The 25,446-nt window shown below is 70.5% G+C and carries 19 protein-coding genes and 2 pseudogenes; 8 read left to right on the top strand and 13 right to left on the bottom strand.

From position 1 onward, the window contains the following. The first annotated feature begins 35 nt into the window (after positions 1–35). Positions 36–4,430, top strand: coding sequence for a polymorphic toxin-type HINT domain-containing protein (locus M2157_RS16075; protein WP_280865560.1), 4,395 nt, complete (start codon positions 36–38; stop codon positions 4,428–4,430). Then, on the top strand, positions 4,427–4,984 hold the full coding sequence (locus M2157_RS16070; protein WP_280862509.1) for a hypothetical protein: 558 nt from the start codon (positions 4,427–4,429) through the stop codon (positions 4,982–4,984). The genes M2157_RS16075 and M2157_RS16070 overlap by 4 nt, the downstream gene beginning before the upstream one ends. A 63-nt stretch (positions 4,985–5,047) precedes the next feature. Here the strand turns inward: M2157_RS16070 and pyk are convergent, their stop codons facing one another. The 3 genes from pyk to pta all read right to left on the bottom strand — a co-directional run bounded on the left by pyk (position 5,048) and on the right by pta (position 9,890). After that, positions 5,048–6,475, bottom strand: a complete 1,428-nt coding sequence (gene pyk, locus M2157_RS16065; RefSeq protein WP_280862508.1) for a pyruvate kinase — start codon at positions 6,473–6,475, stop codon at positions 5,048–5,050. Positions 6,476–6,591: 116 nt separating this feature from the next. Further along, entirely contained in the window at positions 6,592–7,794 is a 1,203-nt protein-coding gene (locus M2157_RS16060; protein ID WP_280862507.1) for an acetate kinase, read from the bottom strand. Continuing rightward, positions 7,791–9,890, bottom strand: coding sequence for a phosphate acetyltransferase (gene pta / locus M2157_RS16055; protein WP_280862506.1), 2,100 nt, complete (start codon positions 9,888–9,890; stop codon positions 7,791–7,793). Before pta ends, M2157_RS16060 begins: the two co-directional genes overlap by 4 nt. Positions 9,891–10,087: 197 nt before the next feature. Here pta and M2157_RS16050 point away from each other — a divergent pair, with 197 nt between their 5' ends. Beyond that, entirely contained in the window at positions 10,088–11,113 is a 1,026-nt protein-coding gene (locus M2157_RS16050; protein WP_266527108.1) for an ATP-dependent 6-phosphofructokinase, read from the top strand. A 24-nt stretch (positions 11,114–11,137) separates the two neighbouring features. Here the strand turns inward: M2157_RS16050 and M2157_RS16045 are convergent, their stop codons facing one another. After that, positions 11,138–11,842, bottom strand: coding sequence for a helix-turn-helix transcriptional regulator (locus M2157_RS16045; RefSeq protein WP_280865559.1), 705 nt, complete (start codon positions 11,840–11,842; stop codon positions 11,138–11,140). A 178-nt stretch (positions 11,843–12,020) separates the two neighbouring features. Here M2157_RS16045 and M2157_RS16040 point away from each other — a divergent pair, with 178 nt between their 5' ends. Continuing rightward, entirely contained in the window at positions 12,021–12,476 is a 456-nt protein-coding gene (locus M2157_RS16040; RefSeq protein WP_280865558.1) for a PPOX class F420-dependent oxidoreductase, read from the top strand. 6 nt (positions 12,477–12,482) lie between these two features. Here the strand turns inward: M2157_RS16040 and M2157_RS16035 are convergent, their stop codons facing one another. The 5 genes and pseudogenes from M2157_RS16035 to M2157_RS16015 all read right to left on the bottom strand — a co-directional run. Next, positions 12,483–13,325, bottom strand: a complete 843-nt coding sequence (locus M2157_RS16035; RefSeq protein ID WP_280862502.1) for a carbohydrate ABC transporter permease — start codon at positions 13,323–13,325, stop codon at positions 12,483–12,485. A gap of 2 nt (positions 13,326–13,327) precedes the next feature. Further along, on the bottom strand, positions 13,328–14,188 hold the full coding sequence (locus M2157_RS16030; protein WP_280862501.1) for a sugar ABC transporter permease: 861 nt from the start codon (positions 14,186–14,188) through the stop codon (positions 13,328–13,330). Then, on the bottom strand, positions 14,185–15,546 hold the full coding sequence (locus M2157_RS16025; protein ID WP_280862500.1) for an extracellular solute-binding protein: 1,362 nt from the start codon (positions 15,544–15,546) through the stop codon (positions 14,185–14,187). Before M2157_RS16025 ends, M2157_RS16030 begins: the two co-directional genes overlap by 4 nt. Positions 15,547–15,659: 113 nt before the next feature. Beyond that, complete coding sequence (locus M2157_RS16020) at positions 15,660–16,355, bottom strand: response regulator (RefSeq protein ID WP_280865557.1); 696 nt, start codon at positions 16,353–16,355, stop codon at positions 15,660–15,662. Between the two features lie 590 nt (positions 16,356–16,945). Further along, positions 16,946–18,547: pseudogene (locus tag M2157_RS16015) on the bottom strand (sensor histidine kinase); the annotation flags it as partial. A gap of 121 nt (positions 18,548–18,668) precedes the next feature. On the opposite strand from M2157_RS16015, the gene M2157_RS16010 reads away from it, so the two are divergent. Next, positions 18,669–20,075 (top strand): cation:dicarboxylase symporter family transporter, encoded by a 1,407-nt coding sequence (locus M2157_RS16010; protein ID WP_280863781.1) that lies wholly within the window; start codon positions 18,669–18,671, stop codon positions 20,073–20,075. Positions 20,076–20,211: 136 nt separating this feature from the next. Here the strand turns inward: M2157_RS16010 and M2157_RS16005 are convergent, their stop codons facing one another. Beyond that, complete coding sequence (locus M2157_RS16005; RefSeq protein ID WP_280862498.1) at positions 20,212–20,829, bottom strand: TetR/AcrR family transcriptional regulator; 618 nt, start codon at positions 20,827–20,829, stop codon at positions 20,212–20,214. 110 nt (positions 20,830–20,939) lie between these two features. Here M2157_RS16005 and M2157_RS16000 point away from each other — a divergent pair, with 110 nt between their 5' ends. Further along, positions 20,940–22,610, top strand: coding sequence for an MFS transporter (locus tag M2157_RS16000; protein WP_280865556.1), 1,671 nt, complete (start codon positions 20,940–20,942; stop codon positions 22,608–22,610). A 76-nt stretch (positions 22,611–22,686) separates the two neighbouring features. Next, positions 22,687–23,484 carry a DUF2127 domain-containing protein gene (locus M2157_RS15995; RefSeq protein ID WP_280862496.1) on the top strand — a complete coding sequence of 266 codons (798 nt, stop codon included), beginning with the start codon at positions 22,687–22,689 and terminating at the stop codon, positions 23,482–23,484. Between the two features lie 4 nt (positions 23,485–23,488). Here the strand turns inward: M2157_RS15995 and M2157_RS15990 are convergent, their stop codons facing one another. From M2157_RS15990 to M2157_RS15980, 3 genes and pseudogenes are all read right to left on the bottom strand, one after another. After that, positions 23,489–23,647: a hypothetical protein gene (locus M2157_RS15990; RefSeq protein WP_280863876.1), complete on the bottom strand. Its 159-nt coding sequence runs from the start codon at positions 23,645–23,647 to the stop codon at positions 23,489–23,491. 65 nt (positions 23,648–23,712) lie between these two features. Next, positions 23,713–23,799, bottom strand: a pseudogene (locus tag M2157_RS15985) (MarR family transcriptional regulator); the annotation flags it as partial. 156 nt (positions 23,800–23,955) lie between these two features. Next, a complete protein-coding gene (locus M2157_RS15980; RefSeq protein ID WP_280865555.1) occupies positions 23,956–24,867 on the bottom strand; it encodes an NAD-dependent epimerase/dehydratase family protein in 912 nt (303 codons plus the stop codon). Between the two features lie 45 nt (positions 24,868–24,912). Between M2157_RS15980 and M2157_RS15975 the strand changes: the two genes are divergently transcribed. Beyond that, positions 24,913–25,422 (top strand): Lrp/AsnC family transcriptional regulator, encoded by a 510-nt coding sequence (locus M2157_RS15975; RefSeq protein ID WP_280865554.1) that lies wholly within the window; start codon positions 24,913–24,915, stop codon positions 25,420–25,422. Positions 25,423–25,446 lie beyond the last annotated feature (24 nt).

Here is a 25,446-nt window from a genome sequence, read left to right as displayed (position 1 = left end):
GCCCCCTTCCCGCCGTTTTCACAGACAGGTTTCCCATGCGTACGAACGCACGCAGACGGGGGCTCTTCGCGAGATCCCGTTTCCTTCCCCTGACCGCGATGGCGCTCGCCGGCGCGATCGCGGTGACGGGCGGTCAACTCCCCGACCTGACCGCGCAGTCGGAGCGGACCGCGACCGCCGCCGACCCCGTCCCCACCGCCTTCGACGCGAAGGCCGCCGAGCGCGTCCGCCAGGAGCAGTGCCTCCTCAGCGGGGTGCTGCGCAAGGGCGGCCCGGCGATGAAGGAGGTCGCCCGGGCCGGTCTGATCGGCACCGAGGACCAACTGCACACGGCTGCCGACCCGTCGTACTGGAAGGACACCGCGCTCAGCGCGGCGTACGACAAGGACATAGCCGCCGCCGAGGCCAAGCTGGACGAGCTGTCCGGCCGTCCGGAGGCGTGGCAGGCGTCCCTCGCCGTCCAGAGCCCGCCGCCGCCGTACACCTACACCGGGTTCCAGTGGGTGGAGGACAAGGACGACCCGTTCGACAAGATCGGTCTCGGCGGCTGGGTCGCCGCCCAGTTCTGGAAGGACGAGGGCGACTTCTACGCCGACCCGCACCCCCTGGCGAACAAGGCGTCCGTCGACGCCGCCACCGCGGTCTACAAGGCCCGCTACTCTCCCGACGCCTACGAGGACCACAAGGACCGCCAGGCGTGGGAGTCGCTGCAGTTCATGCACGACATGTACGCCGACGACGCCCGCCTGTTCCTCCAGTACGGCGGTTTCCCGACCGCCGCGCCCGATCCGGACTCGATGGAGTTCCGGATCGACGTGGAAAACCTCAAGGCCCGCTTCGCTTCCTGCGCGTACACCGACCCCCAGGACCCGCACGAGGTGCTCGGCGCCGAGATCGCCACGGCCCACACCGAGTGGCAGGCGGAGATCGACGGGCAGAAGACGCAGCGGGACGCCATCATCCGGGCCGAGAAGCAGGCGAACGCCGACTTGTCGACGGCGTCACAGGCACTCGGTGAGGCGCTCGGGCAGTCGCTGATCGCGAGCCGGCTCACGGACTGGCAGGCCTACTGGACGGGCCAGAAGGCCGCCGACCACCCGAACGACTACCCGACCGCGGCCGAGTTCACCAAGGTCAAGAAGTGGATCGCGGACGCCCAGGGCCGGGCCGGCGGACGGCTCTACGTCGCCTCCCGCGCCGCGCTGTCCGCGAAGACCCAGGCCGACGCGGTCACCCAGGCGCAGACCCAGGCGTACGGCATCGCCGACGCGGCCGGTCTGCCGCGCGGCCGGGGTCTGCTGCACGGTCAGCAGGCCGCGCAGGTGACCAAGGCGTCCGCGGCGGCGGCCCAGGCCGCGGCGAAGGCCGTGGAGACCGCGTTCAACGCGACTCGCGCCTCGGCCGCCGACAGCAAGACGCTCGACTCCCTCGCCAACACCCAGGCGCACGCCGCGAAGGCCGAGTTCCGGCGTATCGCCGCGCAGGAGGCCGAGGCCCAGGCCAAGGCCGCCGCCGAGGGTGCCGCCGCGCAGGCCACGGAGGCGGCCAAGCACGCCGCCGAGGCCAAGGCCGCCGAGAACAAGGCGAAGGCGGCCGAGCAGACCGCCAAGACCGCGGCCGCCGACGCCAAGGCCAAGCGGCAGAAGGCCGAGGCCGAGCGGGACTACGCCAAGACGCAGGCGGACCTCGCCGCGGCCGAGCGGCAGAAGGCGCACGAGGCCGAGGGCCGCGCTCAGTCCCAGCGACAGGTCGCCGCCGACAAGTTGTCCGCCGCGCAGGCCGCGGGCGGCACGGCGGCCGACAAGAAGGACGCCGCACTCGCCGCCGAGAGCCGGGCGAGGAACGCCCGTAACGGCGCCCTCGCCGCCGAGGACCGGCGCGACAGCCTGGTAGCCAAGGCCGAGGCCGCGGAGGCGCTGCTGGCCGCCGTGGACGGTACCGCCGACGCCATCGAGGCGCGGCAGGCAGCCACCAAGGCCCGCGCGGCGGCCGACGACGCCACCGCCGCGGCCACGGCGGCCCGGCAGGCGGCGAACGAGGCCACGGCGGCCGCCACCAACGCCCGTGAGGCGGCCACCAGGGCCCAGGGGGCGGCCAAGCGCGCCCAGGCCGCCGCGGACGGCGCCCAGCGCGATGTCGCCATCACCGGAGCCGCGGTGACGAAGGCCCATGCGGCCGCCGCCGACGCGATCGCCGCGTCCAGGGCCGCCAAGTGGAACGCGATCGCCGCCAAGGCCGAGGCCGAGACCGCACAGAAGGCCGCCGCCAAGGCCCGCGGCGATGCTGTGGTCGCCCGCTCCGAGGCCGTCCTCGCGAACGCCGACGCGGTCCGTACCGCCGGATACGCCTACTCCACCGCCCAGGCCGCCGCGGCGGCTCGGGACTCGGCGGCGCAGGTCGTCAAACCCGCCAACGACGCCATCGAGTTGGGCTCCCCGTACGCGGAGACCGACTCCTCGGCCGGCCTCGCGGTGCTGACCGGCCAGGCCGCGAAGACCGCCGCCCAGCAGCAGGTCGCCGTCGCCAACGCCAAGGCGGCGCAGGCCAAGAAGGCGGCTGCCGAGGCCAAGGCCCTCGCGGCCAGGGCGAACGCCGACGCGAAGGCGGCCGCCGAGGCGGCGGCGAACGCGGCCGAGTGGGCCGCGCAGGCGAGCACCTCGGCAGCGGCGGCGCAGGCTTCGTCGGATGCGGCGGCAGCCTCCGCCAAGGCGGCTCAGCGGTCCGAGGCCAACACCGTCGAGTACGACAGACAGGCGGTGGCCGACGCGGCCGCCGCGCAGACCGCGGCCACCGCGGCGGACGGCTACGCCACCGACGCGGACGCCTCCGCCGACGCCGCCGAGCGGGACGCGGCCGGCGCCCGCAGCGCGGCCGACGCGGCCGAGGCCGACGCCTCCACCGCGCGGTCCGTGGCCGACAAGGCGGAGCAGGACGCCACCGTCGCCGAAGCGGCTGCGGCCAACGCCCGCAACCTCGCGGTGGAGGCCGCCGAGGCCGCCATCCGCACCCAGCAGGTCGACTTCGAGGACCGCAAGGAGCAGGAGCGCACCGCCGAGGGCGGCGGCACCGGCGTCGAGGGCGTCGTGATGAAGCCCAGCGGCGACTCCAAGGTCGACATCAACCCGCTGAGCGACTGCGTGGGCAGCCACTCCGGTGGCGACATCGGCTGCGAGATCGACCTGGAATTCCACATCTACGGCGAGATGGACTTCTACATCGAGTCCTGCCCGCTGCCCGGTGTGGACCGCGCCCACTGCGGCTCGGCCATCCAGCGCGACTACCTCACCAGCTCCCCCCTGGACGTCAAGTTCAAGGAGGAGGACGTCCACGTCGACGGGCTCAAGCTCACCGAGTCCGTCCTCAAGGCGATCGCCACCGGTGCCGTCGCCGACATCGTCGGCTGCGCCAAGGGCAGGATCAGCAGCTGCGCGTGGCTGTTCGGCAGCATCATCATCCCGGGCCTGCTGGTGAAGGCGGCGGAGGCGGCGTTCGCGGTCCGTACGGCGATGCGGGGTGGGGCCGGGCTGGGCCGTGCCATCTGGGGTCTGCGCGGCTCGGGCCTGTCGGCGTCCGCGGCGGCCCGACTGGAGAACCTCGGCCGGCAGGCCCTGAACTCCATGTGCTTCCCGGCCGGTACGAAGATCACCACCGAGCACGGCACCAAGCCGATCGAGGACATCAGGACCGGCGACCGGGTCTGGGCACAGGACCCGGAGACGGGCGAGCGCCGACTGCGCACGGTCGCCGGGGTGATGGAGCGCACCGCCGACGCCCTGGTCTCCGTCGACATCGGCACGGAGACCCTGCGGGCCACCACCGAGCATCCCTTCTGGGTGCGGGGCAAGGGCTGGACGGGTGCCGAGGCGCTGCGCCCCGGCGACCGGCTGACCACCCTGGACGGTAGGGGCGAGCGGGTCGAGTCGGTGACGATGAAGCGTGGCCCGGTCCAGGTGTTCAACTTCGAGGTCGAGGGCGACCACACGTACTTCGTCGGCGCGTCGAAGGTGCTGGTGCACAATGCCTGTCGGATATGGCCGAACAACATGGCGGCCACCCTCGAACGGGAACTCGCCCTCGCCGAGCGGATGGGCGTCCGTCCGGCCAAGCCGGGTTCCGCGGACTGGGACCGGTATGTGGACATGGACGGCGAACCGATCAAGTGGGCCGTGCTGGAGGACGGACAACTGGTGATCATGCCGAAGATGGTGCAGGGGCAGGAGCTCTCCCACCCGGTGCTGAGCGGCGGTGGTGCGGTGCGGGCCGCTGGTGAGGCACAGATCGCCGGGGGCGGCGGTCAGTACTTCGGGCTGGAGATCAACGCCCACAGCGGTCACTTCTTCAAGTCGGGCGACCCGTTCTGGGCGGCCGGCGGCGGAGCGGAACAGCTCGGCAGGGAGATGTTCGAGGCGGCCGGGGTGATGTTCGGGTGACCGGGTGCTTCGACGGGCTCGACCGGCTCGACCTGGACGGCCATGTGCGTCGCTGGTCCGCGCCGACGGCGGCCGTGGCCGACGGCGAGGTGAGCCAGTGGATCGCGGCGGCCCAGCAGTTCGCCGCCCGGGTCCAGGACGAACCGACCGGGCCGACCGGGCTGACCGACGAGCGGTGGCGCACGGTCGGTGAGGCCTGGACGGGGCTGCTGGCGGGTGCCGAGCGGGCGACCGGACCGCAGCGCGGCGAGTGGCTGCTGCGGGATCTGCACCTGCGGTCCTGGCTGCTGGCGCGGGTGGGTCCGCATGCGGGTGTCGCCTGGCTCGATCCGGGTGAGGTGCTGGGACGCGCGCTGGCCGCCATGCCCATGTCGCCGGGAGAGGCCGCAGGGTTGGCCCCTCGCCGGCGGGAACTGGACCGCGAGCAGATCATGGCGCTCCGGATGATCCGGCGACTGCTCGCTCCGGTACGGCCGCTGGCGCCGCTCCTTGCTGACCATCCCCGCTGGGGTGAGTTCCAGGAGTGGGAGCGACTGGTCGGCGACCTGCCGTAGCTCCACCGAGAACACCGAGGGCGCCCCCTGCCACAGGGAGCGCCCTCGGTGTCGTACAGCCTCTTACTGCGCCGCGCCGCCCAGGTGGTGCACCCGCAGCATGTTCGTCGTGCCGGCGACGCCGGGGGGTGAGCCCGCGGTGATGATGACGATCTCGCCGGGGTTGAAGCGCTTGGTCTTGGTGATCTCCTGGTCGACCAGGTCCACCATCTCGTCGGTGCTGTTCACGAACGGCACCACGTGCGACTCCACGCCCCAGCTGAGCGCCAGCTGGTTGCGGGTGTTCTCGTCGGTGGTGAAGGCGATGATCGGCTGCTGCGCGCGGTAGCGCGACAGGCGCCGGGCGGTGTCGCCGGACTGGGTGAAGGCCACCAGGCCGCGGCCGCCGAGGAAGTCGGCGATCTCGCAGGCCGCGCGGGCCACCGAACCGCCCTGGGTGCGGGGCTTCTTGCCCGGGACCAGCGGCTGGAGGCCCTTCGACATCAGCTCCTGCTCGGCCGCGACGACGATCTTCGACATCGTCTTCACGGTCTCGATCGGGTACGCGCCCACGCTCGACTCCGCCGACAGCATGACCGCGTCCGCGCCGTCCAGGATCGCGTTGGCCACGTCGGAGGCCTCGGCGCGGGTCGGGCGGGAGTTGGTGATCATCGACTCCATCATCTGGGTCGCGACGATCACCGGCTTGGCGTTGCGGCGGCACAGCTCGATCAGGCGCTTCTGCACCATGGGGACCTTCTCGAGCGGGTACTCGACGGCCAGGTCGCCACGGGCCACCATGACGGCGTCGAACGCCATCACGACGTCCTCCATGTTGTCCACCGCCTGCGGCTTCTCCACCTTGGCGATGACGGGGACCCGGCGGCCCTCCTCGTCCATCACGCGGTGGACGTCGTCGACGTCCTTGGCGTCCCGGACGAAGGACAGCGCGACCATGTCGCAGCCCATCCGCAGCGCGAAGCGGAGATCCTCGACGTCCTTCTCGCTCAGCGCCGGGACGTTCACCGCAGCGCCGGGCAGGTTGATGCCCTTGTGGTCGGAGACGACACCGCCCTCGATGACCATCGTCTTGACCCGCGGGCCGTCGACGTCCAGGACCTTCAGCTCGACGTTGCCGTCATTGATGAGGATCTGGTCGCCGCGGGAGACGTCACCGGGCAGGCCCTTGTAGGTCGTCCCGCAGATGGTCTTGTCACCCGGGACGTCCTCGGCGGTGATGACGAACTCGTCACCGCGCTCCAGCTCCACCGGCCCCTCGGCGAAGGTCTCCAGCCGGATCTTCGGGCCCTGCAGGTCGGCGAGGACACCGATGGCCCGGCCGGTCTCCTTGGCGGCGGCACGGACGCGGTCGTACCGCCCCTGGTGCTCGGCGTGCGTGCCGTGGCTGAAGTTGAAACGGGCCACGTTCATGCCGGCTTCGATCAGCGAGACCAGCATCTCGTGGGAGTCGACCGCGGGGCCGAGAGTACAGACGATTTTCGAACGGCGCATGGGGCGATCCTATCGGTTTGTTTCGCTGCGGAATATTCCGTCTGGCGGAAGATACAAATGGGCGGAACGTCGCTCAGCTGGGTTACCGCTCAGTCGCCACGCGGGGGAGCCGCAAATCAATGCCGCGCGACCAGTGCGTAGGTCTGCGTCGCGATTTCCAGTTCCTCGTCGGTCGGCACCACGGCGACCTTCACCCGTGCGTCGGCGGGCGAGATCAGCCGCGGTTCGTCGCTCCGTACGGCGTTGAGCTCGCGGTCCACCGCCGGGCCCAGGGTCTCCAGGCCCGCCACGGCGGCCTCCCGCACCGGCGCCGCGTTCTCGCCGACCCCGGCGGTGAACGCGATCGCGTCCACCGTACCGAGAACGGCGTAATAGGCGCCGATGTACTTCTTCAGACGGTGAATGTAGATGTCGAAGGCGAGCTCGGCCTGCTCGTCGCCCTCGTCGATCCGGCGCCGAATCTCCCGCATGTCGTTGTCACCGCAGAGGCCGACCAGTCCGCTCTTCTTGTTGAGAAGAGTGTCGATTTCGTCGATGGACATTCTGCCAACGCGCGCCAAATGGAAGATGACGGCCGGATCGGTGTCTCCGGAGCGCGTACCCATCACGAGTCCCTCCAAAGGCGTCAGCCCCATGGAGGTGTCCACGCACCTGCCGCCCCGGACCGCGGAGGCGCTCGCGCCGTTGCCCAGGTGCAGCACGATCACGTTGACGTCCTCGGGCGCCTTGCCCAGCAGCTTCGCGGTCGCCCGGGACACGTACGCGTGCGAGGTGCCGTGGAAGCCGTAGCGCCGGATGCGGTGCGCGTCGGCGGTCTCCACGTCGATCGCGTAGCGCGCGGCCGACTCAGGCATCGTGGTGTGGAACGCGGTGTCGAAGACGGCGACCTGGGGCAGGTCCGGGCGCAGCGCCCGCGCGGTGCGGATGCCGGTGAGGTTGGCCGGGTTGTGCAGCGGGGCGACCGGGATCAGCCGCTCGATCTCGGCGAGCACGGCCTCGTCGATCACCGTCGGTTCGGTGAACGTCTTGCCGCCGTGCACCACGCGGTGGCCTATCGCGGCCAGCTCGGGGGAGTCGAGGCCGAGCCCGTCCTTCGACAGTTCCTCGGCCACGGCCTTCAGCGCGGCGTCGTGATCGGCGATCGGGCCGGTCCACTCACGGGACTCGCCCCCCTGGGGCGTGTGCTTGAGACGGGAGCCCTCCTCACCGATGCGCTCGACGAGCCCCACCGCGAGCCGGCTGCTGTCCCGCATGTCGAGCAGCTGGTACTTCACCGAGGAGGAGCCGGAGTTGAGGACGAGGACGCGGGTGGCGCTCACTGGGCAGTGGCCTTTTCTGTCGCGAGGGTCGGGATCTGGGCCTGGATCGCCGTGATGGCGACGGTGTTGACGATGTCCGAGACGAGGGCGCCCCGGGACAGGTCGTTGACGGGCTTGCGCAGCCCCTGGAGCACCGGCCCGACGGCGATCGCGCCGGCCGAACGCTGCACGGCCTTGTAGGTGTTGTTGCCGGTGTTGAGGTCGGGGAAGATCAACACGCTGGCCTGGCCCGCGACTTCGGAGCCCGGCAGCTTGGTCTGAGCCACGGTCGGCTCGACGGCCGCGTCGTACTGGATCGGCCCCTCGATCTTGAGGTCGGGCCGCCGCTGCCGTACCAGCTCGGTGGCCTCGCGCACCTTGTCGACGTCGGCGCCCGAGCCCGAGGTACCGGTGGAGTACGACAGCATCGCGATCCGCGGCTCCACGCCGAACTGCTCGGCGGTCGCGGCCGACTGGATGGCGATGTCGGCGAGCTGCACGGCGTCGGGGTCGGGGTTCACGGCACAGTCGCCGTACACCAGCACCTTGTCGGTGAGGCACATGAAGAAGACCGACGAGACGATGTCGGCGTCCGGCTTCGTCTTGATGATCTCGAAGGCGGGACGGATGGTCGCCGCCGTGGAGTGCACCGAACCGGACACCATGCCGTCGGCGAGGCCCTCCTGGACCATCAGGGTGCCGAAGTAGTTCACGTCGGAGACGACGTCGTAGGCCAGCTCCACCGTGACGCCCCTGTGGGCCCTGAGCGCCGCGTACTTCTCGGCGAAGGCGTCGCGCAGTTCGGAGGTCGCCGGGTCGATCAACTGGCAGTCGCCGAGGTCGATGCCGAGGTCGGCGGCCTTCTTGCGGATCTGGTCGACCGGACCGAGCAGGGTGAGGTCGCACACGCCCCGGCGCAACAGGACCTCGGCGGCGTGCAGGACGCGCGGCTCGGTGCCCTCGGGCAGGACGACACGGCGCTTGTCGGAGCGGGCCGTCTCCAGGAGCTTGTGCTCGAACATCATCGGGGTGAGGCGGTCGCTGCTCGGCGCGGAGACCCGGCGGGCGAGGTCGGCGGTGTCGGCGTACCGCTCGAAGAGACCGAGCGCGGTCTCCGCCTTGCGGGGCGTGGCCGCGTTCAGTTTCCCTTCCAGCGCGAAGAGTTCGGCGGCGGTGGGGAAGCTGGTGCCGGCCACCGAGAGCACCGGGGTGCCGGGGGCCAGACGGGCGGCGAGGGTGAGGACGTCGTCGCCCGGGACCTCGTTCAGGGTGAGCAGCACACCGGCTATCGGCGGGGTGCCGGCGCTGTGCGCGGCGAGCGAGCCGACGACCAGGTCCGCGCGGTCGCCCGGGGTGACCACCAGGCAGCCCGGGGTCAGGGCCTTCAGGAAGTTCGGCAGCATCGCGCCGCCGAAGACGAAGTCCAGGGCGTCCCGGGCGAGCCCGGAGTCGTCGCCGAGGACCACCCGGGCACCGAGGGCCTGTCCGATCTGGGCGACGGTCGGCGCGGCCAGGGCGGGCTCGTCCGGCACGACGTAACAGGGCACGGGCATCCGGCCCGAGAGCCGCGCGGCGATCTCGTCCCGGTCCTCCCGGGCCACCCGGTTGGTGACCATGGCGAGGACGTCGCAGCCCAGGCCTTCGTAGGCCCGGTAGGCGTTGCGGGTCTCGGCGAGCACCGACTCGGCGGCCTGCCCCCGACCGCCCACGACCGGGATCACGGAGGCGCCGAACTCGTTGGCCAGCCGGGCGTTGAGGGAGAGCTCGTCCGGGAGCTGGGTGTCGGCGAAGTCGGTGCCGAGGACCAGGACGACGTCGTAGTCGCGGGCCACCAGGTGGAAGCGGTCGACCAGGGTGGAGACCAGCTCGTCGGTGCCCCGCTCGGCCTGCAGCGCGGAGGCCTCGTGGTAGTCGAGGCCGTAGACGGTGGCCGGGTCCTGGGTGAGCCGGTAGCGGGCGCGCAGCAGCTCGAAGAGCCGGTCGGGACTGTGGTGCACCAGCGGCCTGAACACCCCCACCCGGTCGACCTGGCGGGTCAGCAGCTCCATGACCCCCAGTTCGACGACCTGGCGGCCGTCGCCGCGGTCGATCCCGGTCACGTACACGCTGCGGGTCACGCGTGATCTCCGTTCCGTCGCCTTCGGAAAAGTCGCTGTCATGAAAATCGCCCACCGAGGTGAGCGGAAACCCTCTTGACAATACCCCGGACGATGGATAAAGCGCCCGGCAGCACGGGGTGCGACGACCCCGTGCGGGACGTGAAACAATCGGATTTGGCTCACCGGTATCAACAGCGAGCAGGAGACACAGCACGATGCGTATCGGAGTTCTCACCGCAGGCGGCGACTGCCCTGGTCTGAACGCAGTGATCCGGTCGGTCGTGCACCGCGCGGTCGACAATTACGGCGACGAGGTCATCGGCTTCGAGGACGGCTACTCCGGCCTCCTGGACGGCCGCTACCGCGCCCTCGACCTGGACAGCGTCAGCGGCATCCTGGCCCGCGGCGGCACCATCCTCGGCTCCTCTCGCCTGGAGCGCGACCGGCTGCGCGAGGCGTGCGAGAGCGCCTCCGACATGATCCACGAGTTCGGCATCGACGCGCTGATCCCGATCGGCGGCGAGGGCACCCTCACGGCCGCCCGCATGCTCTTCGACGCCGGTCTCCCGGTCGTCGGCGTCCCGAAGACGATCGACAACGACATCTCCTCCACCGACCGCACCTTCGGCTTCGACACCGCGGTCGGAGTCGCCACCGAGGCCATGGACCGCCTCAAGACCACCGCCGAGTCCCACCAGCGCGTGATGGTCGTCGAGGTCATGGGCCGGCACGCGGGCTGGATCGCCCTGGAGTCCGGCATGGCCGCCGGCGCCCACGGCATCTGCCTGCCCGAGCGCCCCTTCGACCCGGCCGACCTGGTCAAGATGGTCGAGGAGCGCTTCGCCCGCGGCAAGAAGTTCGCGGTCGTCTGCGTCGCCGAGGGCGCCCACCCCGCCGAGGGCAGCATGGACTACGGCCACGGCGAGATCGACCAGTTCGGCCACGAGCGCTTCCAGGGCATCGGCACGGCCCTGGCGTACGAGCTCGAGCGCCGGCTCGGCAAGGAGGCCAAGCCGGTCATCCTCGGGCATGTGCAGCGCGGCGGCGTGCCCACCGCGTACGACAGGGTCCTCGCCACCCGCTTCGGCTGGCACGCGGTGGAGGCCGCGCACCGGGGCCAGTTCGGCAGAATGACCGCGCTCAAGGGCACCGAGATCGTGATGGTGCCGCTCGCCGAGGCGGTCACCGAGCTGAAGACGGTCCCGAAGGACCGGATGGACGAGGCGGAGTCGGTCTTCTAGGCATTCGTCCGGGCGGTCGCTGTTCTACGGCCGTCTCTCGACCGCCTCCCAGAACCGCTCCACGATCTCGTCCAGGAACTCCTGGCCGGCCTCGCCGGCGCGCTCGCCGCCCCCGCCCCAGCTCAGGGTGGACACCATCTGCCCCTGGTACTGCCGGTGCAGATCCATGAGGGTCTCCTCCACCAGCCGCCGGTCCAGGGGCACGATCTTCGCCACCTGACGGACGTAGGCCTGCCAGCGGGTGCCGACCGCGCCGCGCAGACACTCGGCGAGCCGCTTCTCGCGTCCCGTGACGGCGACGAAGTCCGGCAGGTTCAGCTCCAGCAGCTCGGCGAGAGCGGCGGACTGGCGGTCGGTGCCGCGCCACTCGTCGTGCTCCTCCATGCCGAGGTAGGTGAGCAGTTCGAGCCCCACGGCACGGGCGACGTCCTCGGGGGCGATGCCGCGCGCGACGCGGTGCTCGCGCAGGGTGCGGGGACGGCCGATGAGTTCACCGGGCGAGCACCACAACACGCCCGCGAGAGCGGTGAGTTCCGGACTGGTGGGGCAGACGATCCCGCGCTCCCAGGCGACGACGAGATCCGGGGTGACGTAGGGGAGCCCGTACGAGACACGCAGCCCGTAGGCCACGTGCTCGGGCCCCATGCCGAGAGCGACACGGAGTCTGCGGGCGGTGAGGTTGTCGAAGGGCGGTCCGGGCTGGTTCGGCAGGGCTGGGGGTCGGCGCACGGCCCACAAGTTAGGGAAGCGGTCGTCCCGTGACTACGGTCTGTTCGGCCAGGAACACGGATTGTAGGAATCTACGGTTTCGGCTGCGCGTTCGGGCTGGCCGAAGATCGTCTGTCGGCGGTGCGGGCGCGGTGGCAAGGATGGCGCCGGGTGCCCGGACGGGTGGCCGGAAAGAGGTGTGATCTTCGTGTACGAAGTGAATGGCAAGGTAGAGGGGCATATTCGCGAGCGGTTGCTGGCGCCGAACTTCTGGCATCTGGCGACCGTCGGCCCGGACGGAGCGCCGCAGGTCTCGCCCATGTGGGCGGATCTCGAAGGTGAGTACGTCATGGTCAACACGGCGATCGGACGTGTGAAGGAGGAAAACCTGCGGCGCAATCCGAACGTTTCCCTCTCCCACCACGACCCCGAGAACCCCTACGACCGGGTCGAGATCCGGGGCCGGGTGGTGCGGTTCGTGGAGGGCGAGGAGGCGGAGCGCTCGATGGACCGGCTCACGCAGAAGTACATCGGCGAGGCGCGGTATCCGTGGCTGCTCGCGGGGGAGCGGCGGGTGATGCTGCTGATCGAGCCGGTGCGGGTGCGCAGGGTCGTGGGAGTGGAGCCGTTCCGGCCCGGGGTGCTCCCTTCGTGAGCCGGCTCACCCCTTGACCGCCCCGCCCAGTGCGAACCCCCCGCCCAGCCGCCGCGCGATCAGCACGTACAGCAGGATCACCGGCGTCGAGTAGACGATCGAGAACGCGGCGAGCTGCCCGTAGGCCACCATCCCGCGGTTGCCGAAGAACTCGTTGATGCTCACGGACGCCGGCATCTGGTCCGGGGTGAGCAGCAGCATGAACGGCACGAAGAAGTTGCCCCACATCATGACGAAGGAGAAGACGGTCACGACCGAGACCCCGGGGCCCATGAGGGGCAGCACGATCCGGGTGAGCGACTGGAGGGAGCCCGCACCGTCCGTCCAGGCCGCCTCCTCCAGTTCCTTCGGGACGCCGTCCATGAAGTTCTTCATCAGCCAGATGGCGAAGGGGAGTTGGGAGGCCGCGAAGAAGAGGATCGTGCCCTGGAGGGTGTCGATCAGGTCGACCTGCACGAACAGCGCGTACACCGGCACCATGATCGCCGTGATGGGCAGGCTGGTGGCGAAGAGGACCGACAGCAGGAACGGCCGGTTGAGACGGGAGCTGAAGCGGGACAGGGGATAGGCCGCGAGGGCCGCGCAGACCACCGTCAGCAGGGTCGCCCCGCCGCACAGGATCAGGCTGTTGAGCAGCGGGGTGAAGGTGATGTCGGAGGTCAGGATCGCGTCGAAGTTCTCGAGAGTGACGCCGTCGGGGGCCTTCACCCTCAGGTCGGCGTGCGGATCCAGGGCCGAGAGGACGACCCAGGCGAGCGGCAGCACGAACGCGGCGGCGACCGCCAACAGGCCCGCGTCGGCGGCCAGTCGGCGGTTGCGGCGGCGGTCGGCGAGGTGCGGGACGGCCATGGTCAGACCTCCGTCCGCAGCAGGCGCATGTAGACCACGGAGAAGACGGACCCCACCAGGAGCAGCAGCAGGGCCACCGCGGTGCCGTAGCCGATCATGCTGTTCTGGAAGGCCTGTTCGTACATGAAGAGGGGCAGGGTCTGGCTCTTGTCACCCGGCCCGCCCCTCGTCATCACCCAGATCAGCCCGAAGACCGACAGCGTCTGGAGGGTGTTGAGCATCAGGTTCGTGCCGATGGAGCGCCGGATCATCGGCAGGGTGATGTGCCACGTCCGGCGCCAGCCGCCGGCGCCGTCGACCTCGGCGGCCTCCGTGATCTCCTTGGGGATCTCGCCCAGGGCCGCCGTGTAGACCAGCATCGAGAAGGCGGTGCCGCGCCAGACGTTCGCGAAGGACACCGCCAGGATGGGCAGGGTGAACAGCCAGTTCTGGGACGGGAGATGGAGCTGGTCGAGCAGGGCGTTCAGCGTGCCCTCCTTGCGGAAGAAGGCGTAGAGGAGGAAGCCCGCGACGACCTCCGGGAGCACCCACGCCGTGATGACGATGCCTCCGGTGAGCGTGCGCACGGGCTTCGAGGCGCGCTGCATGAGCGCCGCTAGGGCCAGGCCCAGCGTGTTCTGTCCGATCAGCGACGACACGACCGTGAACACCAGCGTCAGCCATACGGCGTTGAGGAACTCCTCGTCCTGGAAGGCCGTGCGGAAGTTCTCGAAGCCGACGAAGGACGACTCGGCCTGACCGGTCAACTGCAGGTCGGTGAAGGCGATGTAGGCGCAGTAGGCGATGGGTCCGGCGAGGAAGAGGAGCAGCAGGACGAGCGCGGGCGTGACGGGGAGGGCGCGGGCCAGGGAGCGCCGGTTCACTTTTCGATCACTTGGTCGTCCGTGGCCTCCTTGAGCGAGTCGTCGTAGTTCCCGGCCGCCTCCTCGACGGAGGCGTCACCGGTCGTCACACCCTCCATCGCCTCCTGGATCGCGGTGGAGACCTTCGGATACGCCGGATAGGCGGGCCGGTAGTGGGTGCTGGCGACCAGGTCGGTGAAGAACTTGATGCCGGGCTGGGCCCTGGCGTAGGCGGGGTCCGCGGCCACGTCCTCGCGTACGGAGATGCCCGAGTTGGCGACGTACCACTTCTGGGCGTTGGCCTTGGTCTGCATCGTCCGGATGAAGTCGAAGGCGAGATCGGGGTTGGCGGCCTTGGCGGGGACGGCCCAGGTCCAGCCGCCGGACATGCTCACCTTGCCGGGGGCCTGACCGTGCTGGGTCGGCATGTACGCGAGCCCCAGCCTGCTCGACCACTCGGGCCATTCGTGTCCGCTGCCGGGCAGCCAGTCCTGCGGGAGCCAGGAGCCGTCGAGGTTGATGCCGAGCTTGCCCTTGGGCAGCAGGTCGCCCCGGACGATGGTCTGGATGTTGGGGTCGAGGGCGGTGGAGACGTCCGGGCCGAGCTTCTCCCGGTAGACCGTCTCGACGAAGGAGAGGGCGTCCTCGAAGCCCTGGCTGCCGGCGATCCACTTCTTCGCGGCATCGTCGTACAGACGGTCCTCGGTCCCGTACAGCAGCATCTCGAAGCCCTGCATGGCGGCGGCCTCACCGGCGGGTTTGCCGGTGTAGACGTTGAGGGGCGTGACGTCCGGGACCCTGCGCTTGATGGTGCGGGCGGCGTCGAGGACCTCGTCCCAGGTCTTCGGCTGCCAGTCGGCGGGCAGGCCGGCCTTGGCGAAGATCCCCTTGTCGTACCAGAGCCCCCGGGTGTCCGTGCCGTCCGGGACGCCGTACGTCTTGCCGTCCTCGGCCTTGGCGGCCGCCTTCGCGGTGTCGATGAACCGGTTCCAGTCGGGCCATTTGGCGAGGTAGGCGTCGAGCGGCTTCAAGTACCCGCTGGTGATGTCGGAGTTGATGAGGAAGGTGTCCTCGTAGACCAGGTCGGGCGCGGTCTTCGCGGAGCGGAGCATCTGCTGCAGCTTGGTGTAGTACTCCGAGTCCGGGGCCTTGATCGGGACGAGCTCGACCTTCTTGCCGGGGTTCGCCTTCTCGAACTGCTTCTTGATGTCCGCGAGGTAGTCGTCCATGACGTGGATCGAGTTGTCCGTGGACTGTTTGAACGAGACCTTCACGGTGTCCGGATCGCTGCCGGAACCGCCGCCGCAGGCGGTGAGGGCGGATGCGGCGAGGGCGGTGGCGAGCAGGGAGGGAAGTACGGCGGTGGGGCGCACGGGCATGACCTCCTACGGGCTCACGTCGTTGTGGCCGGGACGGCTGCCGTGTGAACGTAAGAGGAGTGGTCTAGGCCCGTCAATGACCGTGCACGGGCTCGGACTTGCCGACCTCGGACCTACTGGTGCCCCTGCCCCCTGACCCACCGGTACTGCAACTCCGGCCGCCCCACCGTCCCGTACTGCGGACTGCGTTCCGCCCGGCCCGCGTCGACCAGATGTTCCAGGTAGCGGCGGGCCGTTATCCGGGAGATCCCGACCACCTCGGCCAGGCCGGTCGCGGTGAGCCCCTCCGAGCAGTCCCGCAGGGCCACCGTCACCCGCTCCAGGGTCGGCGCGCTGAGCCCTTTGGGCAGGGCGGCCGGGCCCGGTGCCCGGAGCGTGGCCAGCGCGCGGTCCACCTCGTCCTGACCGCTCGCCTCACCGGCCGACGCGTGGAACTCCGCGTACCGGATCAACCGGTCGCGCAGGGTGGCGAAGGTGAACGGCTTCAGCACGTACTGCACGACCCCCAGCGAGACGCCCTCACGGACGACCGTCAGGTCCCGGGCCGACGTCACCGCTATCACGTCCGCCTGATGTCCGGCCGCGCGCAGCTGACGGGCCAGCTGGAGGCCGTGCCCGTCCGGCAGATGCAGGTCGAGCAGGAGCAGGTCGACGGCCGTGCGGTCCAGGAGACGGCGGGCCTCCGCGCCCGTGTGGGCCTTGCCCACGGCCGTGAAGCCGGTGACGCGGTTGACATACAGGACGTGCGCGTCGGCGGCGACCGGGTCGTCCTCGACGACCAGGACACGGATGGGCTGCTGGGTGGTCATACGTCGCCTCCGGGGGCCGTGGCACCGTGGGGGACCGTAGCGCTGTCTGCGGCCTTGGGGTTCTTGGGGGCGGTGAAGTTCGCCGGGCCGGTGGCGTGCTCGGGAGCCGCCGTGTCCTCGGGGATGGTGGTGCCCTCCAGGGTGGTGGCGTCCTTGGGGGTGGTCGTGTCGCCGGGGGCGGTGGTGCTCTCGGGAGCCGTCGTGTCCTGGGGGATCGTGGCGTGCTCGGGGGTCGTCGTGTCGCCGCGGATGGTGTCGCTCTCCGTGGCGGTGGCGTGCTCGGGAGTTGTCGTGTCCTCGGGGGCCGTGGCGTGCTTGGAGGTGGCCGTGTCGCCGGGGACGGTGGTGCTCCCCGGGGCCGTGGCGTCCTCGGGGACGGTGGTGTTCCCCGGGGCCGTGGCGTCCTCGGGGACGGTGGTGTTCCCCGGGGCCGTGGCGTCCTCGGGGACGGTGGTGTTCCCCGGGGCCGTGGCGTCCTCGGGGACGGTGGTGTTCCCCGGGGCCGTGGCGTCCTCGGGGACGGTGGCGCTCTCCAGAGCCGTCGTGTCCGCGAGGGCCGTGGCATCCTCAGGGCCCCCGGATTCGCACCCCAGGGGCAGCCGCACCTCGAACTCGGCGCCGCCTCCTTCGGCCTCCGACACGGTGAGGGTGCCCTTGCAGCGGTTGACCGCCTGCCGGACCAGCGCCAGGCCGAGCCCGCGCCCGCCGGGACCCGCCGGCTTCGTCGAGAACCCGCGCCGGAAGACCGCCTCGGCGTTGGCCGGGTCGACGCCCGCGCCGGTGTCCGAGACCCGCAGGACCAGCCCGCGCCCGGCCGCGCCCTCCGCGTACGCCGTCACCGTCACCCGTGCCCGCACGCTGCCCTGCGCCGCGTCCACCGCGTTGTCGATGAGGTTGCCGAGGATCGTGACCAGGTCCCGGGCCGGAAGGCTCTCCGGCAGCAACCCGTCGTCCAGGCGGCTGTCCTCCGACACGACCAGCTCCACGCCGCGTTCGTTCGCCTGCGCGGTCTTGCCCAGCAGCAGGGCGGCCAGGACGGGCTCACCGACCGCCGCCACGACCTGGTCGGTCAGCGCCTGCGCCAGCTCCAGTTCGGCGGTCGCGAAGTCCACCGCCTGCTCCGCGCGGCCCAGTTCGATAAGGGAGACGACCGTGTGCAGCCGGTTCGCCGCCTCGTGGGCCTGGGAGCGCAACGCCTGGGTGAAGCCCCGCTCGGAGTCCAACTCGCCCATCAGGGACTGGAGTTCGGTGACATCGCGCAGGGTGACCACGGTGCCGCGCTGCTCTCCGCCGGAGACCGGGGAGGTGTTGACGACCAGCACCCGCGAGGACGTCAGATGCACCTCGTCGACCCGTGGCTCCGAGGAGAGCAGCGCACCCGTCAGCGGCGCCGGCAGCCCGAGCTCGGCCACCGACCGCCCGATCACGCTGTCCTGCGGGGACACACCCAGCAACTCCCGTCCGCCGTCGTTGATCAGCGCGACACGGTACTGCCCGTCCAGCATCAGCAGCCCCTCGCGTACCGCGTGCAGAGCCGCCTGGTGATAGTCGTGCATCCTGCTGAGCTCGGCCGCGTTCATGCCGTGGGTGTGGCGGCGCAGGCGGGCGTTGACGACGTAGGTGCCGATGGCGCCGAGCGCGAGCGCACCCCCCGCGACGGCGAGCAGGGCGGTCAGCTGGCCCTGCACCCGCTCGCTGATCTTCTCGACCTGGATACCGGCACTGACCAGGCCGATGACCTTCCCGCTGTCGTCCTTGACCGGCGTGACCGCCCGGACCGAGGCGCCCAGGGTGCCGGTGTAGGTCTCCGTGAAGGTCTCGCCCTTGAGCGCGCGGTCGGTGTTGCCGAGGAAGTGCTTGCCGATCTGGTCCTTGTCGGGGTGGGTCCAGCGGATGCCCTGCGGGCTCATGATCGTGACGAAGTCGACCTCGGTGTCGGCCATGACCCGGAGCGCGTAGGGCTGAAGTGCGGTCGTGGGGTTCGGCGTGCCGATCGCCTCCCGCACGGACGGCGAGTCGGCGACCGCCCGCGCCACGGCCCTGGCCTGAACGCGCGCCGCGTCCTCGGCCTGCCCGCGGTCACTGACGTACGTGAACAGCGCGTACCCCGCCACGACCACGGCGATCAGCACGGCCTGCATGGCGAAGAGCTGGGCCGCGAGGCTCCGGGGTCTCGGTACGGGGATGCGCATGTCGTCAGTCTGCCTCCATGGCTGATTGTGAACTAAATGAACGGAAGGGTGACCGCCCTCACAGGGCGGGAGATAGTCACGGCATTCCTTCAAAAGCCCGGACGTGAGCCGCACGCCGGTCATGCCGACGAAGACGTCAAGGAGGGCAGCCGTGGCCGCCAGCACCCCCGATACGGCACCCGCAGTCAAAAAGGACCGCACCCACTACCTCTACATCGCGGTGATCGTCGCGGTCGCCCTCGGTATCACGGTCGGCCTGGTCGCGCCCGACTTCGCCGTGGAGCTCAAGCCCATCGGTACCGGCTTTGTGAACCTGATCAAGATGATGATCTCGCCAATCATCTTCTGCACGATCGTGCTCGGTATCGGATCGGTACGGAAGGCCGCCAAGGTCGGCGCCGTCGGCGGTATCGCGCTTCTCTACTTCACGATCATGTCGCTGGTCGCGCTGGGCATCGGCCTGGTCGTCGGCAACATCCTGGACCCGGGCACCGGCCTCGCCGTGACCGACGCGGTCAAGGACGTCGGCCATGCGCAGGTCGACGCGGAGGCCAAGGACACCACCGAGTTCCTGCTCGGCATCATCCCGACGACCTTCGTCTCCGCCTTCACCGAGGGCGAGGTGCTCCAGACCCTGCTGATCGCCCTGCTCGTCGGCTTCGCCCTGCAGGCCATGGGCTCGGTCGGACAGCCGGTCCTGCGCGGTGTCGAGCACATCCAGCGGCTCGTCTTCCGGGTCCTCGCCATGGTGATGTGGGCCGCCCCGATCGGCGCCTTCGGCGCGATGGCCGCGGTCGTCGGATCGGCGGGCGTGGACGCGCTCAAGGACCTCGCGCTCCTGATGGTCGGCTTCTACATCACCTGCTTCCTGTTCGTCATCGTCGTGCTCGGCACCCTCCTGCGGATCATCGCGGGCCTGAACATCCTCACGCTCTTCAAGTACCTGGGCCGTGAGTTCCTGCTGATCCTGTCGACCTCGTCCTCCGAGTCCGCGCTGCCGAGGCTCATCGCGAAGATGGAGCACCTGGGTGTCAGCAAGCCGGTGGTCGGCATCACGGTCCCGACCGGCTACTCGTTCAACCTCGACGGCACCATGATCTACATGACCATGGCCTCGCTGTTCATCGCCGACGCCATGGGCACGCCGATGTCGATCGGTGAGCAGATCCCGCTGCTGCTCTTCCTGTTCGTCGCCTCGAAGGGCGCCGCCGGTGTCACCGGCGCCGGTCTCGCGACCCTGGCCGGCGGTCTCCAGTCGCACAAGCCCGCGCTGGTGGACGGCATCGGCCTGATCGTCGGCATCGACCGCTTCATGAGCGAGGCGCGCGCCCTGACCAACTTCGCGGGCAACGCCGTCGCCACCGTCCTGATCGGCACCTGGACCAAGGAGATCGACCGCGAGCGCGTCGACCAGGTGCTCGCCGGTCACCTGCCCTTCGACGAGAAGACGCTCCTCGACCACGACGACGACGAGGTCTCGGCGGACATCCCCGAGCAGGGCGGCGAGAAGGAGCTGGCCAAGGCCTGAGCGGCCGGACGCCGGTGGCCGTACGGCCACACAGAGCCGAGCCGGGCCCGACCTGAACCCGGGCCCGGCTCCCGCCCCGGGCGGCCGAGTACTCCCCCGTAGCTCGGCCGCCCGGACCCACTCCCCGAAGAACAGCTCAGTCGCTCAGTTTCGCCACCAGCGCGGTGGCCAGAGAGGCGGGTACGCCCGCCGCGGTCAGAACGGTGACCGCGGCGGAGCGGCCCGCCTCTTGCGCGTCCAGCAGCCCGTGGTTCACCGCCTCCATCACCGCGAACATCATCTGCTCGTGGACGTACGCCAGCGCGGGCGCGGGCAGCGGTGAGACGAAGACGCCCTCGTCCAGGCCGCGCTGGAGGAGTTCGGTGGACGCTTGGCGCACGGGGGTGAGCCGCTCGATGATGCCCTCCATGGTGACGCTGCGCTGGGCGAGTGCGACCAGGATGCGATAGCGGTCGGCGACCTTCCAGACCTCGAGCACGGAGCCCGCCACGGCCTGCGCCAGATCGTCGATCCCCTCGCGGCCCGCCGCGTCGGCGGCCGCCACCGCCTCCACGGCCCCGTCGACGAGCGTGCCGATCAGCGCCTCACGGCTGGGGAAATGGCCGTACACGGTCCGTCGTACGACACCCGCGGCGCGCGCGATCTGGTCCATGGACGCGTCGGGGTCGCGCAGCAGCTCGGCGAGTGCGACATCGAGGATGTGGCGGCGGTTGGCTTCGGCGCGAGGTGAGTGGCCCGTGGTCATGGGCGTCATTGTGCCCCTCCCGGCTGAACTTGCACATGGTTGTGCAGCAGGCGTACATTGCACAGCATTGAGTAAATGCACACCACTGTGCAAGTCTGCTGAGGAAGGCCACCCCTGCCATGCGACTCGTCATGACCGAACCGGTCGAGAAGATGGAGCGCCCCTACGCCCGCCGCTGGTGGGCACTCCTCGTCCTCTGCCTCAGTCTGCTGATCATCGTGATGGCGAACACCGCCCTCACGGTCGCGGCCCCCGACATGACCGAGGACCTCGGTCTGTCCAGCGCCGACCTCCAGTGGGTCATCGACGGCTACACCGTCCCGTACGCCGCGCTGATGCTGCTGTTCGGCGCCATCGGCGACAAGTACAGCCGCCGCGGGGCGCTGCTGCTCGGGCTCGGAGTGTTCGGCGGCGGCGCGGTCCTCGGCTACCTCGCCGACAGCGCCACGACGGTCATCGCGGCCCGCGCGGTGATGGGCACCGGCGCCGCGATGATCATGCCGGCCACGCTGTCCCTGCTCGCCGCGACCTTCCCGCGCGGTGAGCGCGCCAAGGCCATCACCGTCTGGACCGCCACCTCCGGGGTGGCGATCGCGGCCGGTCCGCTGGTCGCGGGCGCGCTCCTGGAGCACCACGCCTGGACGTCCACGTTCCTGATCAACGTCCCGATCGCGGCCGTCGCCGTCGTCGCCGCGCTCGTCCTCGTCCCGCCGTCCAAGGCCGCGAAGCACGGTCGTATCGACTACGTCGGCGGTCTGCTGTCGGTCGTGTGGATCGGCGCCCTGGTCTACATGATCATCGAGGGCCCGCACTTCGGCTGGCACGCCAAGGCTCTCGCCGCCGCCGGGATCGCGGCCGTCGGTCTGGTGCTCTTCGTCGTCCGGGAGCTGCGCCACCCGCGCCCCGTCGTCGACGTCCGCCGCTTCACCGACCGCGGCTTCGCGGGCTCCAACCTCGCCGTCGCCCTGTTCTTCCTGGCCGTCTTCGGCGCCTTCTACTACCTCACCCAGCACCTGCAGTTCGTGCTCGGCTACAGCGCCCTGGAGACCGGCCTGCGCATGCTGCCGCTGGCCGGCGCGGTCTTCGTCGGCTCGGCCCTGACCGGGTTCCTCACCCCGCGGGTCGGTATGAAGTGGACGGTCACCGCGGGCATGGTCGGCGGCACGGCGGCCCTCGCCCTGCTCACCCGGATCGACGCGAGTTCGTCGTACGGCGATTTCGTCGCGCCCTTGATGGTGCTGGGCCTGGCGATCGGCCTCGCCCTCTCGCCCGCCACGGACGCGATCATGGGAGCCTTCCCCGAGTCCGAACTGGGCGTCGGCGGCGCGGTGAACGACACCTCGATCGAGCTCGGCGGCTCGCTCGGCATCGCGATCCTCGGCTCGCTGCTGGCCACCTCGTACGCGGACCACCTCTCCGACGCCACCGCCGGCAGCAGGCTCCCCGCCTCGACGCTGGACGCGGCGCAGGACTCGGTCGGCGCCGGATACACGGTCGCGCAGGGCATCGGCGAGAAGGCCCAGCAGGTCGCCGCGCAGGCCGCCCAGGCCGCCGACCCCCAGCAGGCGGCCCAGCTGAAGGCGCAGGCCGGGCAACTCGCCTCCGGTGCCCGGCAGATGGCGGACGCGGTCGGCTCGTCCTTCTCCGACGCGGTGGCGCACACCAGCCTGATCGGGGCGATCGTGCTGGGCGTCGGCACGGTGGTGGTCGCGGTGCTGCTGCCCGGTCGGAAGTCCGCGGAGCCCGCTGCGCAGGACGAGGAGGAGAAGGAGCTGGTCGGCACCCGCTGACTCACCCAACTCTTACCCGGCCCCACTAGCGTGCCGTCCCCGGACGGCACGCTTTTCCATCGGAGGCACACGGGGGATGAAGATCGACTGGGACCGGCGCACCTGTGCGCGCCGCGGACATGTGACGTACGCGCCGGACGAACCCCGCCTCCGGGACCGGCTGTACGCCGAGACCGCCCTGGGCGGGGCGTGGCGCTGTCTGCGCTGCGGCGACTTCGCCCTCGGCGAGCCGCACGGCTCGGGACCCGCGGACCACGCGCCCCTCGTGCCGCGCGGCACCGTGCTCAGGGACCTGTTCGTCCTTCGCTTCCTCGCGATCGAGCGGGCGGTACGCGGGGTGTTCATCGTGCTGGCCGCGGTGGCGGTGTGGAAGTTCAGCAACAGCCAGGACGCGGTGCGCCGGCTCTTCGACGAGTATCTGGACGTCTTCCGGCCGGTGTTCAGGCACTTCCATTACGACCTCGACCACTCGCCGGTCGTCGGCACCTTCCAGAAGACGTTCGGGTACCGGCACAACACCCTTGTCCTCGTGGCCGGGCTGCTGCTGGCGTACGCCCTCATCGAGCTCGTCGAGGCGGTCGGCCTCTGGTACGCCAAACGCTGGGCGGAGTACCTGACGGTGGTCGCGACCGCCGCCTTCCTGCCGCTGGAGATCTACGAACTCACCGAGCGCATCAGCTGGTTGAAGATCGCCACACTGTTCCTCAACATCCTCGCCGTCCTCTACATCCTCCTGTCCAAGCGCCTGTTCGGCCTCCGCGGCGGCCACCGGGCCTTCGAGGCGGAACGGCAGAGCGCGTCGCTGCTGGAGGTGGAGGAGGCCGGCGGACTGAGCGAGCTCAGCGCATCCGGTCGCGGGTCCCGGCACCCCTGAGTCGTCAGGCCCACGGGTCGGTGATCTCCCGGAGCAGCGTCAGTGCCTCGCGCAGCTGCTTCATACGGCGCTTGCCGAGGTGCTCCTCCCACTCCTTCTCCACCTCGGCGACCACCCCGTCGGCGACCTCCTTCGCCGCCCACGTCTTGGCCGCGCCGCACACCAGCCGGCCCGTTTGTCGGTCGGGTCCGGGACGCGGGTGACGTAGCCCGTCTTCTCCAGCTGGTCGACCAGGAGGCCCGCGGTCTGCTTGGTGATCTGGGCCTGCTCGGCGAGTTCCGTCAGCCGGGTGCCGTCGGGGCCGATCCGCTGCATGACCCGGGCCCGGGCGGGCGTGAAGTCGTCGAAGCCGGCTTCCGCGAGCGCGGCGAAGATTCGATTCTCCAGGGCCAAGTTCCCCGCGCCCCTGGGGAGTTGCAGCCACCCGCGCCACGACGGACCGTTCGCCACCTCGCGCGCCACGACGGGCCGTCAGTCGCACTGCGCGAGTGTCTCGGCCACCGCCCGTGGTAGCCACTGCCGGGCGTCGGCGAAGGTGAAGCCGAGTCGGGTGGCGCGGTAGTTGTCCATGCCGTAGGAGCGGGTGAAGGAGAACGGTGAGACCTCGCCGAGCTCGACCGGCTGGAGGACGGTCTTCCCCTCGGGGACGTGCGCGGCGACAGCCCTGCACAACTCCTCCGTGCGCAGCAGCCCGTGGGAGGCCGCGTTCACGGGGCCGGTGAAGTCCTGGCCCACCGTCCAGGCGAGGAAGTCGGCGATCTCCTCGACGTGGATGTAGGTGGCGGGCTGGTTGTCCACCGGGACGGCGATGGGCTCGCCGGTACGGATACGGTCCACGTAATGGGCGAGCCGTCCGGTGAAGTCGTCGTCCCCGCCCAGGACGTGGGCCACGCGGACGGTCGTCAAGGGAAATACGGGGTCGGCGGCGAACACGGATTCCGCCTGTCGCTTTCCTTCTCCGTAGTGGGAGTCGAGGAATTCGGGGTCGTCCCAGGGAAGTCCGAGATCGACGGGAACGGTCGCCGGGTCGACGGCGTCCTCCCGCACGAGGGCGATCGAGTCCTCGTACTCGTACACCTCCACTGTCGAGGTCATCACATAGCGGCGGGTGCGTCCGGCGAAGACCCGGCGGGCGACCGCCGCCTGGCGCGGGGTGTAGCAGACCTGGTCGACGACGACGTCGAACGTGCGGGAGCCCAGGGTGCTGCGCAACGAGCTTTCGTCGTCGCGGTCCGCGACCAGGTGAACCGCCCCGCGAGGGGGTGCGGACGAGCCCCGGTTGAGGACCGTGACCCGGTCGCCCGCGGCCAGCAGTCGTGCGATCAGCCGCTTGCCGAAGTAACGGCTGCCACCGATGACCAGTACCTCGCGTGGGGTTTTCATGACCATAATTCTCCCGGCGCCTGTCCATGTATTGAAGGGGGAGCCATGGGAGTTCGGGCCGAAGTACCGAAAGAACCACGGCATCTGCGCACCGCCGCCGATGAAACCTCGGTGGCCTTCGACGCGCTGGACCGGCAGATCCTGGAGCTCCTCCAGACCGACGGCCGGATCAAGCTCAGTGAGCTGGGCCGCCGGGTGCGGCTGAGCCCGGCGGCGGTCACCGAGCGGGTGCGGCGGCTCGAGGCGGCGGGCGTGATCAGCGGCTACGGCGCCCATGTGGTCCCGGCCCGGCTCGGCTACGGCATCCAGGCGTTCATCCGGGTCAGCCCGCACGGCGGCTACAACCTGCGGCATCCCAGGACCCTGGAGCTGATGGAGCGCCCCGAGATCACCGAGGTGCACCACGTGGTCGGCGAGGACTGCTGGATCCTCAAGGTGGCCGTCCGGGACACCGTCCACCTGGAGGACGTCCTGGAAGAGGTCTCCACCCTGGGCCGCACGACGACGTCGATCGTGCTGACCTCGCCGGTGCAGCGCAAACCGCTCTTGCCTTGACGTCGGCGTCAAGGACTACGTTCG

Source organism: Streptomyces sp. SAI-127, assembly GCF_029894425.1.
Lineage (GTDB): Bacteria > Actinomycetota > Actinomycetes > Streptomycetales > Streptomycetaceae > Streptomyces.
The sequence above is the reverse complement of the archived record's forward strand: the minus strand, read 5'-3'. Positions and strand labels throughout refer to the sequence as shown.

Bases quoted from the DNA above. Each gene is read 5' to 3' on its own strand.
- M2157_RS16075 (WP_280865560.1), top strand. From the start codon at position 36: ATGCGTACGAACGCACGCAGACGGGGGCTCTTCGCGAGATCCCGTTTC.
- M2157_RS15995 (WP_280862496.1), top strand. From the start codon at position 22,687: ATGAAGATCGACTGGGACCGGCGCACCTGTGCGCGCCGCGGACATGTG.
- pyk (WP_280862508.1), bottom strand. From the start codon at position 6,475: ATGCGCCGTTCGAAAATCGTCTGTACTCTCGGCCCCGCGGTCGACTCC.
- M2157_RS16005 (WP_280862498.1), bottom strand. From the start codon at position 20,829: ATGACGCCCATGACCACGGGCCACTCACCTCGCGCCGAAGCCAACCGC.
- M2157_RS15980 (WP_280865555.1), bottom strand. From the start codon at position 24,867: ATGAAAACCCCACGCGAGGTACTGGTCATCGGTGGCAGCCGTTACTTC.
- M2157_RS15975 (WP_280865554.1), top strand. From the start codon at position 24,913: ATGGGAGTTCGGGCCGAAGTACCGAAAGAACCACGGCATCTGCGCACC.
- M2157_RS16000 (WP_280865556.1), top strand. From the start codon at position 20,940: ATGCGACTCGTCATGACCGAACCGGTCGAGAAGATGGAGCGCCCCTAC.
- M2157_RS16025 (WP_280862500.1), bottom strand. From the start codon at position 15,546: ATGCCCGTGCGCCCCACCGCCGTACTTCCCTCCCTGCTCGCCACCGCC.
- M2157_RS16050 (WP_266527108.1), top strand. From the start codon at position 10,088: ATGCGTATCGGAGTTCTCACCGCAGGCGGCGACTGCCCTGGTCTGAAC.
- M2157_RS16020 (WP_280865557.1), bottom strand. From the start codon at position 16,355: ATGACCACCCAGCAGCCCATCCGTGTCCTGGTCGTCGAGGACGACCCG.
- M2157_RS16010 (WP_280863781.1), top strand. From the start codon at position 18,669: ATGCCGACGAAGACGTCAAGGAGGGCAGCCGTGGCCGCCAGCACCCCC.
- M2157_RS16035 (WP_280862502.1), bottom strand. From the start codon at position 13,325: ATGGCCGTCCCGCACCTCGCCGACCGCCGCCGCAACCGCCGACTGGCC.